We start from the raw sequence: 11,545 nt of genomic DNA on the forward strand, positions 1-11,545 counted from the left end.
CGGAATTCCGCACAGAGTCCTGTGCTAATCTGCAGAGGATGTCTCGGTCTGAGACATGATTTCACCGATCACCTTTTCCCACAATTCCGGTGGCTGCGCCCCCGGAACCGCGTGCTGGTTGGCGACGATGAAGGTGGGAACCGAACTGATCCCCATTTCGCGGGAGTGGGCTTCACGCTTGCGGATGTCTTCGCGATCCGCGTCGGATTTCAGAAGACGGAGGACCACGGCGGCATCCATGCCGATGCTGTCGGCGATGTCGGCCAGAACCTCGTGATCGCCGATGTCGCGCGCATCGACGAAATAGGCATTGAACAGGGCATCCACCGCTTCGTTCTGCTTGCCTTCGATCCCGGCCCAATGGATCAGCCGGTGCGCGTCGAGCGTGTTGGGCGTGCGTCGAATCCCTTCGAAATTGATGCTCAGCCCCGCCTTTTCCGCGTGCTCGACAACGGGTGCATAGGCCCGTACCGCGCCTTCCTTGCCGCCGAACTTGCGCTCCAGGTATTCCCGGCGGTCCATGCCGTCGTCGGGCATGTCGGGATTGAGCTGGAACGGATGCCATTCGATGACGAAGGGATGATCGGGCACGGCCGCCAGCGCCTTGTCCAGGTGGGTCTTGCCGATGTAGCACCACGGGCAGATCGGATCGGACAGGATGTCGAGCTTGACGGTCTGGGTCATACGGATTGTGCCTTGAAATAGGCCGGCAGGGCGCGGCGCAGGAGTTTGCCATTGCCGCCCAAGGGCAGGGCGGGCAAGTGGATGAAGACGCGCGGTTGCTTGTACCGCGCCAGGTTGGCCTCGACATAGGCCCGCAAGGCGGCCTCGTCCAGTTTTTCCGGCCCGGTGTAGAAGGCCGCGATCACGAACGTGTCCTGTTTCACTTCGACCGCGGCGGCCCCTACCTGCGCAATGCCGGGAAAGCGCGAGAGCACGGCTTCGACCTCGACCGGGGACACGCGGTAGCCGCCGGCATTCATCATGTCGTCGTTGCGCCCCAGATAGGTGATCTGGCCGTCTATGGCCATGGCGCCGAGATCTCCGGTCAGGAACCAGTCGCCTTGCATCCGCGCCTCGGCCTCGTCCCGTGCGTTGAGGTAGGTCAGCATCAGGCCGGGGTCCGAGCGGTGCACGGCAATGGTGCCCTCCTGACCACGCGGCACCGGACCGTCCGGCCCGAGGATCGCCACGCGCCGTCCGGGCTGCGGGTGCCCTAACGCGTCGCCGCGGGCAGGTTTCGCCGGGCTGGCGGAGATGAAGGTCGAACATTCGGACATGCCGTAGGCTTCGTAGAGTTCCGTGCCCGAGGTGCGAGTCCATTGCTCGTGCAGCGAACGGGGCAGTTTCTCACCTGCGCACAATCCGTGGCGCAGGTGCGGCAGGTCCAGACGGGCGTTCGACTGCAGGATCTTTCTGTAAACGCCTGGGGCCGCAGCGAAAATCGTCGCTTGGTGTGCTTTCAACAGGTCCGGCAACTCCGCCGGATCGATGCCCGGTGCGGGGATCAGCGCAGTCGCCCCGATGGTCCAGGGATCCATCAGACCGGTCCCGAGCGTGTAGGTCCAGTTGAAGGCGCCGGCATGGCACAGACGGTCCTCTGCGGTGAGCCCATACCAGCCGTCCACCATCATCTGCCGTGCCCAGATCGCGCGATGCGCATGCGCCACGGCGCGGGGGTTGCCCGAGGTGCCCGAGGTGTAGACCACATAGGCCAGACGTTCGGGATCGCCCTGGTCGTATTCGGCGGGTGGGAGCGCCCGCATGTCCGAAAGTTCCCGAAGCGGGATCTGTCGGGGATGGTCGGCACAGGCCACATCCGGATCGCGCAGGATCGCCACCGGGGCAAGCTCGGCAATCATCTTTGCGGTCTCGGGTTCGGTCAGCTGCGACGAGGTCGGCACCGGCACGATTCCGGCGGAAATCGCGCCGAGATAGGCGATTGGAAAAGCGACAGTGTTGCCGAGCCGTATGAGGATCAGATCGCCCGGCCTTATCCCCGCCTGCAACAGGCCGGTGGCGGTGCCCAGAATTGCGGCTTCGAGTTGACCGTAGCTCCAGTCCTCGCGCTCCTGTCCCCGCAGGACCGACAGCGCGGTCTTGCCGGGCCGGGCGCGCGCCTTGCGCATCACATGCGCAGCCAGGTTGAACGGCGCGGGGCAGGGCGGCGGCGGCCCCTGGTCAAAGACGGACAACATGCGACTTGGCTATCGTTTGCACCTGCGCGTTGCAAGCGGCCAACCTCGGCCCTATAGAAATGTCCATGAAAAGCAGTGATCCAAAATCCCTGATCCGCATTGCTCGAAACAATGGCGGCGAGACCGAGGTCGAACCGCTCGATCTGGGCGCGCGCGTCCGGGAATTGCGCAAGGCGCGCAACTGGACGCTGGAGCAGGCGGCCAGCCAGGCCGGATTGGCCCGCTCGACGCTCAGCAAGATCGAAAACGGTCAGATGTCGCCGACCTATGACGCCCTGAAGAAGCTGGCGGTGGGATTGCAGATCTCGGTGCCGCAACTGTTCACGCCGCCGCAGCGCGATCAGGTCATCGGCCGCATGGCGGTGACGAAATCCGGGGCCGGAACCGGCCACGCCACCGCAACCTACGAGCATGAATTGCTGGCCGAAACCCTGACCAAGAAACAGATGCTGCCGTACCGCGCCCGGGTTCGCGCGCGTTCAATGGAGGAATTCGACGGCTGGGTGCGCCACGACGGCGAGGAGTTCCTGTACGTCCTGACCGGGATCATCCGGCTCTACACGGAGTTTTACGAACCGGTCGAGATGCGCCGGGGCGACAGTGCCTACTATGACGGCACCATGGGGCACAACGTGATATCGCTCAGCGACGAGGACGCAACGATCCTTTGGGTCACGTCGCTGGCCTGATCAGCTGTCGAGTTCGCGGCAGAGCGCCTCGGTGAACAGAAAGTCCTCAAGTTCCTCGCGGGCCTCCGTCACCGTCAGGTGGTGCCGTTCGGCCAGGCAGACTTCGAAGCGCCTTCTGTCTTTGCGAAGTAGCGCCATGTCCTGATCGCGCAGGTTCGGAAATCGCACCTTCGCGCGGGTGCAGGCGCTCGCCCAATCTTGCGTCAGGTCCGTCCAGGTCATCATGTGCGAGCTTTCCTTATGAGTGGTTGACGGAACGCTCCCCTTCCGCAGCCAGCGTAAGGAATATGGCGGTTTGATGAAGACTGGACAAAATGTCGCATGGGCAGGGGTTGTGGCTGCCAAAAAAAATTCGCCCGTTGCGGGAAATCCGCAACGGGCAGGCGGACCTGACTTTGGAGTGAGTGGCGGCCGGTCCGCTAAATCTTTTCGGCAAATAGCCAATTCAGCACAAAATGTCCAATGAATACAGCGGCTAACTGCGCTGCAACAAACATAACGACATGGTGAGGATAGATTCCCGCGAAGGTATCCGTAAAGCCCCTCGCGATCGTGACGGCCGGATTTGCAAAGCTCGTGGATGAGGTGAACCAGTAAGCGCCCGTAATGTAGAGCCCGACAAGCGGCGGAACCGCATCCGGCTTGTGCCGGATTCCGCCGAAAATCACGAATAGCAGGCCCAGGGTGGCGATGATCTCGGAAAACCATTGATGCGGGCCGGTGCGATGCATCGTATGCGAGCTTTGCAGGATCGGCAGATCGAACATGAAGTGCGCCATCCAGACACCGACGATCGCGCCGGCAATCTGGCTGAGGATGTAAGGCGCTGCCTCAGCCCAACGGTGCTCGCCGCGCAAGGCGAAGGCCAAGGTGACGGCCGGGTTGAAATGCGCGCCGGAAACCGGCCCCAGTGTGGTGATGATGGCATAGAGCATGCATCCGGTCGCAATGGCATTGGCCAGCAGCGCCAGACCCACATTGCCGCCCGAGAGCGCATCGGCCATGATTCCGGAGCCGACGACACTGATCAGCAGGAACGCGGTGCCAAGAAATTCGGCAAAAAGCTTGCGGGACATCATGGCGTTTCTCCGTTGTGTCTTGGGGATCGCTCTTGGCGGACTGAGGCTTCGGTCGGAAATTCGAGCTGCGCCCAAAGCGGCCGCCCATGGGTTTGCGGGCACCGCGTACAGGTATGAAACAGAACGCTCAGGTGGCGATCCGGCCAATATCATCGACCTTGTGCTGCAGCGAGATACGGTCGAGCGTTTCGAATGGCAGGTTGACGAAAGCGGTGATCCGATTGCGCAGCAGCCCGTAAGCCTGTTGGAACGCAAGCCGTTTCTGAGCATCCGTTCCTTGGGCCTTGACCGGATCCTCCAGCCCCCAATGGGCGCTCATCGGCTGTCCGGGCCATGTCGGGCATGGTTCATTGGCGGCCTGGTCGCAAACGGTAAAGACGAAATCCATCCTGGGCGCATCGCTTTCCGCGAAATCCTCCAAGGGTTTCGAGCGCAGCGTCGAGATATCGTATCCCTTGTTTTGGAGCAGGTTCAGAACTTCGGGATGCGGCTGCGCGGCGGGGGCCGTGCCGGCGGAAAACGCATTGAATTTGCCCGCACCTTCCTGGCGCAGGATCGCTTCGGCCATGATGGAGCGAGCGGAATTGCCGGTGCAGATGAACAGGATGTTCATGACACGGGTCTTGTTGGTCATCACCGGTTCTGCCGAAGGGGCCAGGCAGAGGTCGGGCCGGTTCTGGCAACACTCGCCCAGCAATCCGGAAAACAAGCCCCGGACGTTGGCAAGGTTCGCCGTGTACAGGATGGACGTTCCATCGCGTGTCTGATCGACGAGGCCGGCGGCCTTGAGCGCGTTGAGATAGGTCGAGGTGGTATTGGGCCTGAGGTCCAGCGCCTCGGCGATATGACCGGCGGGCACGGCATCGGGATACCGGCGCATCAGCAGGCGGAACAGGTCAAGCCGTTTGGGGTGCGCGAGCGCGCCCAGCTTTTCGTGCAGCATTATTTCCATAATTCATGAATTAGGGAAATAATTTCGGCGCGTCAATCCTCGAACCACCACACGTCCGGCATGTATTGCGGACCGTCGCCGTAGATCGGCACATGATCGGGAAACTTCAGTTCCTCGGCATGGGCGATGCGACCCACGTCGAAGTTCCAGATCGGGATCACATACCGGCCCGAGGTCAACACCCGGTCGAGCGCGCGGGCGGCGGCCACGAAGTCCTCGCGCGTCTCGGCGGCCAGCATGGCGTCGATCATGGCATCGGCCGCCGATGAGGCCATACCCATCAGGTTTCGGGTTCCCGGCGTGTTTGCCCCTTCGCTGCCCCAATAAAGCCGCTGCTCGTTGCCGGGAGACAAGGACAAGTCCCGCCGAAACGGCGTCATGTCGAAATCGAGATCCGCGACACGGCCAGCATATTGAGCATTGTCCACTTTCTCGGCCATGGCGCGAATCCCCAGCCGTTCCAAGGCACGGGCAAAGATCTCGATCACGGTCTGCATGTCCGAGTCTCCCTGGCGAATGAGAATGGAAAACTCCAACGGCTCGTCCTGCGCGTTCCTCAGAACGCCGTCCCTGACCGTCCACCCCGCCTCGCTCAGCAGCTCCGTCGCCTTGCGCAGATTGCCGCGATTCCGGGCGGACCCGTCGCCTTGCGGCAGCGCATAGCCTTCCAACGCGCCGGGCAAAAGCACCTCGGAATAGGGCTCCAGCAGCGCCCGAACCCGGCCTTGGGCCGGTCCCGGCTGCATCGCCAGATCGGAGCCCGAGAAATAGGACGTGATACGCGGCTGCGCGCCGCCGGTCAGAGTGTCGTTGATGTATTCGAAGTTGAAGGCCAGCAACAGCGCTTCGCGCACCCTCCAGTCATCGAACGGCGCCTTGCGCGTGTTCATGACCAGCCCGGTGATGCCTGACGGCTTGCCATGCGGGATCTCGGTCTTGACCACATCGCCGCGGCGAATGGCCGGAAAGTCGTACTGATTTTCCCATTTCTCGGCGTTGAACTCGCGCACCGCGGTCAGTTCTCCGGCCTTGAACGCTTCGAACAGCACGGTCTCGTCTCCGTAGAATTCGATCCGCAGCTCGTCGAAATTCATCGTGCCGCGCCGGAACGGCAGGTCTTTGCCCCAGTAATCGGGATTGCGTTTCAGCGTCACGAAACGCCCGGCCTCATAGTCGGTGACGACATACGGACCGGTCCCGAGCGGAATGTCCTGCAACGCGGAATTGGCAAAGTCCTTGCCCTCCCACTGCGCCTTTTTCAGGATCGGGCGCATCCCGGCAATCAGGGCCAGCTCCCTGTCGGCCTCGGAAAAGGTGATCCGCACCGATCGCGGCCCGGTCTGTTCGATGCTGGTGATCTTGGACCAGAGCCCGCGATAGCGCAGATGCCCCTCGGTCCCGAGTGTCTCGTAGGACCAGATCACGTCCTCGACCGTGACCGGGCTGCCGTCCGAGAATCGGGCCTCGTCCCGAAGGGTGAATTCGACCCAGGACCGATCCGGCGGCGTTTCGACTGATTCGGCCAGCAGGCCGTAGAGAGTGAACGGTTCGTCCCAGGACCGGCCCATCAATCCCTCGTAGGACCAGAACCGGATCTGCCAGGGTACCGTGCCTTTCTGCACGAAGGGGTTGAGGCTGTCGAAGCCGCCAGTGTTTCCGAACACGACACGGCCGCCTTTGGGCGCATCCGGGTTGGCATAGGGCAGGGACACAAAATCCGGTGGCAGGGCCGGCTCACCATACATAGCTATGCCATGAGCCGATTCTGCAGAAGCGGTCGAATGCGGTAAAAGCGCAGTGAATCCCGCGATCAGCGGGCCGATCAGACGAAAAAAAACTGGTCGCACTTTGGCAACAATCCTGCTCTGGCCTTATTTTGTTAGGATTCACCGTAGCCATGGTTTTCCATATTTTCAAACTTTTAGCTTGGATGCCGCGACGGAATTGCGTATAAAGGTCTTACTGCTCGATAGGTTTCTTGCCTGTATGAAACCTGCCTCAATAACTTAACGCCCGCTTCGTGCGGGCGTTTTTTTTGTGTCGGCAATATCCAGCGTGTGCATGAGAAAGCCCAGCCCAAGGCGCGAAACCCGACATGGCCGGTTTCCGCAAAGTTTCCCCGTTTTCTTTGCAGGTGCAGCATGGCAATCTCGCGGACAATCGTTTCAGCACAACGGGAGAGTCATCATGTCATTGTCGGGAAAGACAGCCATCATCACCGGTTCGAATTCCGGGATCGGATTGGGCATAGCGAAAGAGTTGGCCAAGGCCGGTGCGGATGTCGTGCTGAACTCCTTCACCGACCGCGACGAAGACCACGCCTTGGCCGCCGAAATCGCTCAGGACACCGGCGTGAACGCGCGCTACATCAAGGCCGACATGTCCAAAGGCGACGAGTGCCGCGCGCTGATCGAACAGGCTGGGGCTTGCGACATTCTAGTCAACAATGCCGGCATCCAGCATGTCTCGCCAATCGACAGCTTTCCGGTGGACAAATGGGACGCGATCATCGCGATCAACATGAACTCGGTCTTTCACACGACCGCGGCGGCGTTGCCGATGATGCGGGCGGCGGGCTGGGGCAGGGTGGTCAACATCGCCTCGGCCCATGGCCTGACCGCCTCGCCCTTCAAGGCGGCCTATGTGTCGGCCAAGCACGGCGTCGTCGGAATGACCAAGACCGTGGCGCTGGAGACCGCGCAGGAGCCGATCACCTGCAATGCGATCTGTCCCGGATACGTCCTGACTCCGTTGGTCGAGGCGCAGATTCCCGACACGATGAAGGAATACAACATGAGCCGCGAGGACGTGATCAAGAACGTCATGCTCCAGCGGCAACCATCCAAGGAGTTCGCAACGGTCGAGCAACTGGGCGGTACGGTGGTCTTCCTGTGTTCCGATGCTGCCGCACAGATCACCGGAACCACGATCTCGGTCGATGGCGGTTGGACGGCGCTCTGACGGCGCCGGAACGGCCCGAGACCGCACCAGCAAAGGGGTGAAACCGATGAAACGTGTCAATCTGGCCTTGCAGGGCGGCGGTGCACACGGGGCATTCACCTGGGGCGTTCTGGACCGGTTCCTTGACCAAGAGGATGTCGAGGTGGCGGCGATCACCGGAACGTCCGCGGGTGCATTGAACGGTGCGGCCTTCAAGGCCGGGATGGTCAAGGGCGGGCGCGACGGCGCGCGCGAAACGCTGAACGATCTTTGGAAGAGCATGGGCGCGGTGGGCGACCTGCGCATCGCGAACTGGATGCGGGAACTCGACGTGGCCCATCTGGCCCAGGCCATTGAGTATTCGGTGCCGTTTTCCTTTGCCGATACCTGGTCGCGGATGGTGTCGCCCTATGCCTATGGGCCGTTCTACGTGAATCCGCTCGCCGCGGTCGTGGACCGGTTCGACTATGACAACGTATGCGCCGATGAGGGGCCGGACCTGTTCATCTGCGCGACCTGCGTGCGCAGCGGCAAGATCCGGGTCTTTACGCGGGAAGAGATTTCGACCGACGCCATCTTGGCCTCGGCCTGCTTGCCGAACCTGTTTCAGGCAGTGGAAATCCATGATCCCAAGTCGGAACGGATGGAAGCCTATTGGGACGGCGGCTTTACCGGCAATCCCGCGCTGTTTCCGTTGTTCGTCGATGAATTGCCGGGGGATGTGATCGTCGTGAACATCAATCCCCTGGAACGGGATGCGATCCCGCGCACGCCGCAGCAGATCCAGAACCGCATCAACGAGATCAGTTTCAACTCCTCGCTCCTGCGTGAGTTGCGGGCCATCAATTTCGTGCAGCGTTTGTTGCAGGATGGCAAACTGAAGGCCGGCGAAATGAAACGGGTTCATGTTCACATGATCGCCGATGACGACCTGATGAACAGCCTGTCGGTTGCTACCAAGCTGGTTCCGACACCCGTCGTCTTGAACCGATTGAAGCAAGCTGGCCGCGCGGCTGCCGACCGTTTTCTGAGCGATCACAAGTCCGATCTGGGCGCGCGCAGCACTGTGGACCTGCCCACGATGTTCGGCTGATCACTCGGGTGGTTGGCTCGGGTCTTTCGAGTTGGGATAGACAAGCCCTGCCGAGATCACCAGCTTGGCGGCGTCCTCGATGGTCATGTCGAGGATGATCACGTCCGAGGCCGGAAAGAACAGAAGAAACCCCGAGGTCGGGTTGGGCGTGGTCGGGACGAAGACGCTCAGCAACTCCTCGCCGTCAGCCGTCTTTTTCGAGATTTCACCTTTGGCCGTGGTCGAGACGAACCCGATCGCCCAGATGCCCCGGCGCGGGTATTCGATCAGGCACGCCTTCTCGAAGGACCGCTCCGTTTGTGCAAAGACGGTCTCGGAGATCTGCTTGATGCCGGAATAGACCGATCGCACGACCGGCATCCGCGCCACCAGGCTTTCGGCGAAATGGATCAGCGACCGGCCGAGAATGCCTTTTGCGATCCAGCCGACGATCACCGTGAAGATCAGGAAGATGATGACCCCGACACCACGCAGGTTGATGCCGATGTACTGTTCGGGGCGGAACTGTTGCGGGATCAGCGGCAGGACCGCGCTGTCGATCCAGCCGACGACGGACAGAATCAGCCAGGCCGTGAGCCAGACCGGTGCGATGACCACGATCCCGGTCAGGAACGAGGCCCGCAACCCGGCAAAAAGACCGGGCCGGGGGTTGGGTTCTTCGTCGAAGGGTGTGTTCATCGCAGTCTCGGGTCGTCCGCCGATCTAGTTAGGCAGTTTGCCGCAGCGGCACAATAGCTTGCGATGCAAATTCCCTCAGCCTGTGTTGAGCGTGTTCAGCGCGATTGCGATTTTGGCGGCCAGCCGCGCGTTGTTGCGCACCAGCGCGATGTTGGCGGTCAGCGAACGGCCGTCGGTTTGTTCGAAGATGCGCTGCAGGAGATAGGGCGTGACGCCCTTGCCCGTGATCCGATGCGTTTCGGCATCCGATTGCGCGGCGGCTATGATCGGGGCAAGCTCTTGGGCCGGAATCTGGTCTGCCTCGGGGATCGGGTTGGCGACCAGCTGGCCGCCGGGCAGCCCGAGAGCCCGGCGTGTGGCGTGGGCACGGGCGATGTCCTCGGGCCGGTCCATTCGCAGCGGGGCCTTGAACGGAGATTGCGCTGACCAGAAGGCGGGAAACGCATCCTGTCCGTGGGCGATGACAGGAACGCCCAGCGTTTCCAGAACCTCCAGCGTCTTGGCCAGGTCGAGAATCGCCTTGGCTCCGGCGGCCACGACCGTGACGGGTGTCTGTGCCAGTTCGTGCAGGTCGGCGGAAATGTCGAAGCTGGTCTCGGCCCCCTGATGCACGCCTCCGATCCCGCCGGTGGCAAACACCTCGAGTCCCGCAATCCGCGCGGCGATCATCGTGGCGGCCACGGTGGTGGCGCCGGTTCCGCCGGTGGACATGCAAACCGCCATGTCTGCACGCGAGATCTTTGCCACGCCTTGGGCTTGGCCGAGCGCGGTCAGTTGATCCTGTTCCAGCCCCACATGCAGCTTGCCCTCGATCACTGCAATCGTGGCTGGAACGGCCCCGGCATCGCGGATGTCCTGCTCGACCTGCGCCGCGACTTCGATGTTCTGCGGGTGAGGCATCCCATGGGTGATGATCGTGCTTTCGAGGGCGACGATCGGCTGGCCCGCCTCTTTGGCGGCGCGAACTTCGTGGGAGTACTGGATGTCGATCACAGGGGCGTTTCTCCGGAGACATAGGTTGCGGCGGCGTTCAACGCACGGGCCAGGGCCTCGTCACGGCTTGCACCGGTCGATTCGGCGGCGATGTGGGCCGCCATGAACGTGTCGCCCGCGCCGGTCACGCGCGTGACCAGAACCTTCGGCGGGGTTTGGGTGATTACGCCGTCGGCGCTGGCGTCGGTGGCGCTATTGCCGCCATCGGTGACAAGGGCTCTGAGCGCGCCGCGATCCAGCAATCCCTGCGCTGCGCTGGCGGAATCCGCGAACGTGCGCTGGCAGAGCAGACCCGCCTCTTCCAGGTTCACATAGAGCGTCGCGCGCGCACGCTGCAGAAAAGGCAGAAGGCGTTCGGCCTTGCCGGGCGACGCCGGTGCAACCCGCAGGTCGGCGCGGTCGAAAGCTGGGCTGCGGGCGATGTCCTCGAGAAGGTCGAGGGTCAGGTTTCCGTCGAGCGCAATCGGCCCTTCGAACGGTGCATCGGCGCTTCCCAGGGGGCCTTTCGTCAGGGGGTGCAGGATCTTGGCCCCCGCCGCTTCGAGCGAATGCGCATCCGCGATGGCCGCGATCAGGCCGTTGGCGCCCTCGACGGCCATGTAGCGGTCGGTGGGAAGGTCGTCGGAGCGATAGATGTGTTGCGTGTTCATCCCGAGACGCGCGCAGGAGGCAACCAGATCGTCGCCCTCGGGATCGCGCCCGATGGCGGTCAACAAGGTCGGCGTCATTCCGAACCGGACCAGCGTCATTGCAATGTTCATGGCCACGCCGCCGGGAAGCCGCGTGATCCGACCGGGCACGTCCGAGCCCTGCCGCATATGGCTGGCCGAACGGCCGATGACGTCCCAGAGGACGGACCCGATGCACAGGATGTCGGTGGTCTGCGTCATTCGGCCGTCATGCCGCAGCGCCGAAGCGGGCGC

General features: G+C 62.4%; 12 protein-coding genes. 3 read left to right on the forward strand and 9 right to left on the reverse strand.

Features of this window, described 5'->3' with window-relative positions:
* Window positions 1-24 precede the first annotated feature (24 nt).
* Window positions 25-684 carry a DsbA family oxidoreductase gene (locus tag AC2FNJ_RS06070; RefSeq protein WP_496763243.1) on the reverse strand — a complete coding sequence of 220 codons (660 nt, stop codon included), beginning with the start codon at window positions 682-684 and terminating at the stop codon, window positions 25-27.
* Window positions 681-2,198 carry a class I adenylate-forming enzyme family protein gene (locus tag AC2FNJ_RS06075; protein WP_496763245.1) on the reverse strand — a complete coding sequence of 506 codons (1,518 nt, stop codon included), beginning with the start codon at window positions 2,196-2,198 and terminating at the stop codon, window positions 681-683. The genes AC2FNJ_RS06070 and AC2FNJ_RS06075 overlap by 4 nt, the downstream gene beginning before the upstream one ends.
* Window positions 2,199-2,263: 65 nt before the next feature.
* Here AC2FNJ_RS06075 and AC2FNJ_RS06080 point away from each other — a divergent pair, with 65 nt between their 5' ends.
* On the forward strand, window positions 2,264-2,887 hold the full coding sequence (locus AC2FNJ_RS06080) for a helix-turn-helix domain-containing protein (RefSeq protein WP_496763246.1): 624 nt from the start codon (window positions 2,264-2,266) through the stop codon (window positions 2,885-2,887).
* Here the strand turns inward: AC2FNJ_RS06080 and AC2FNJ_RS06085 are convergent, their stop codons facing one another.
* The 4 genes from AC2FNJ_RS06085 to AC2FNJ_RS06100 all read right to left on the reverse strand — a co-directional run bounded on the left by AC2FNJ_RS06085 (window position 2,888) and on the right by AC2FNJ_RS06100 (window position 6,765).
* Complete coding sequence (locus AC2FNJ_RS06085) at window positions 2,888-3,112, reverse strand: hypothetical protein (protein ID WP_496763247.1); 225 nt, start codon at window positions 3,110-3,112, stop codon at window positions 2,888-2,890. It abuts the gene before it with no gap.
* Between the two features lie 194 nt (window positions 3,113-3,306).
* Window positions 3,307-3,966 (reverse strand): MIP/aquaporin family protein, encoded by a 660-nt coding sequence (locus AC2FNJ_RS06090; protein ID WP_496763248.1) that lies wholly within the window; start codon window positions 3,964-3,966, stop codon window positions 3,307-3,309.
* Window positions 3,967-4,093: 127 nt separating this feature from the next.
* Window positions 4,094-4,918: an arsenate reductase/protein-tyrosine-phosphatase family protein gene (locus tag AC2FNJ_RS06095; protein WP_496763250.1), complete on the reverse strand. Its 825-nt coding sequence runs from the start codon at window positions 4,916-4,918 to the stop codon at window positions 4,094-4,096.
* A gap of 32 nt (window positions 4,919-4,950) precedes the next feature.
* Window positions 4,951-6,765, reverse strand: a complete 1,815-nt coding sequence (locus AC2FNJ_RS06100; RefSeq protein WP_496763251.1) for an extracellular solute-binding protein — start codon at window positions 6,763-6,765, stop codon at window positions 4,951-4,953.
* A 340-nt stretch (window positions 6,766-7,105) separates the two neighbouring features.
* Between AC2FNJ_RS06100 and AC2FNJ_RS06105 the strand changes: the two genes are divergently transcribed.
* Window positions 7,106-7,879: a 3-hydroxybutyrate dehydrogenase gene (locus tag AC2FNJ_RS06105; protein ID WP_496763252.1), complete on the forward strand. Its 774-nt coding sequence runs from the start codon at window positions 7,106-7,108 to the stop codon at window positions 7,877-7,879.
* Between the two features lie 46 nt (window positions 7,880-7,925).
* Window positions 7,926-8,951: a patatin-like phospholipase family protein gene (locus AC2FNJ_RS06110; RefSeq protein ID WP_496763253.1), complete on the forward strand. Its 1,026-nt coding sequence runs from the start codon at window positions 7,926-7,928 to the stop codon at window positions 8,949-8,951.
* Here AC2FNJ_RS06110 and AC2FNJ_RS06115 read toward each other — a convergent pair whose 3' ends face one another.
* The 3 genes from AC2FNJ_RS06115 to AC2FNJ_RS06125 all read right to left on the reverse strand — a co-directional run bounded on the left by AC2FNJ_RS06115 (window position 8,952) and on the right by AC2FNJ_RS06125 (window position 11,512).
* The gene (locus AC2FNJ_RS06115) at window positions 8,952-9,629 is read right to left on the reverse strand and encodes a DUF502 domain-containing protein (protein ID WP_496763254.1); all 678 of its coding nucleotides are present in this window, start codon (window positions 9,627-9,629) and stop codon (window positions 8,952-8,954) included.
* A 75-nt stretch (window positions 9,630-9,704) separates the two neighbouring features.
* Window positions 9,705-10,622 (reverse strand): pseudouridine-5'-phosphate glycosidase, encoded by a 918-nt coding sequence (locus AC2FNJ_RS06120; RefSeq protein WP_496763255.1) that lies wholly within the window; start codon window positions 10,620-10,622, stop codon window positions 9,705-9,707.
* A complete protein-coding gene (locus tag AC2FNJ_RS06125) occupies window positions 10,619-11,512 on the reverse strand; it encodes a PfkB family carbohydrate kinase (RefSeq protein WP_496763256.1) in 894 nt (297 codons plus the stop codon). The genes AC2FNJ_RS06120 and AC2FNJ_RS06125 overlap by 4 nt, the downstream gene beginning before the upstream one ends.
* Between the last annotated feature and the right edge of the window lie 33 nt (window positions 11,513-11,545).

It is taken from the genome of Ruegeria sp. BHSB196 (assembly GCF_059613135.1).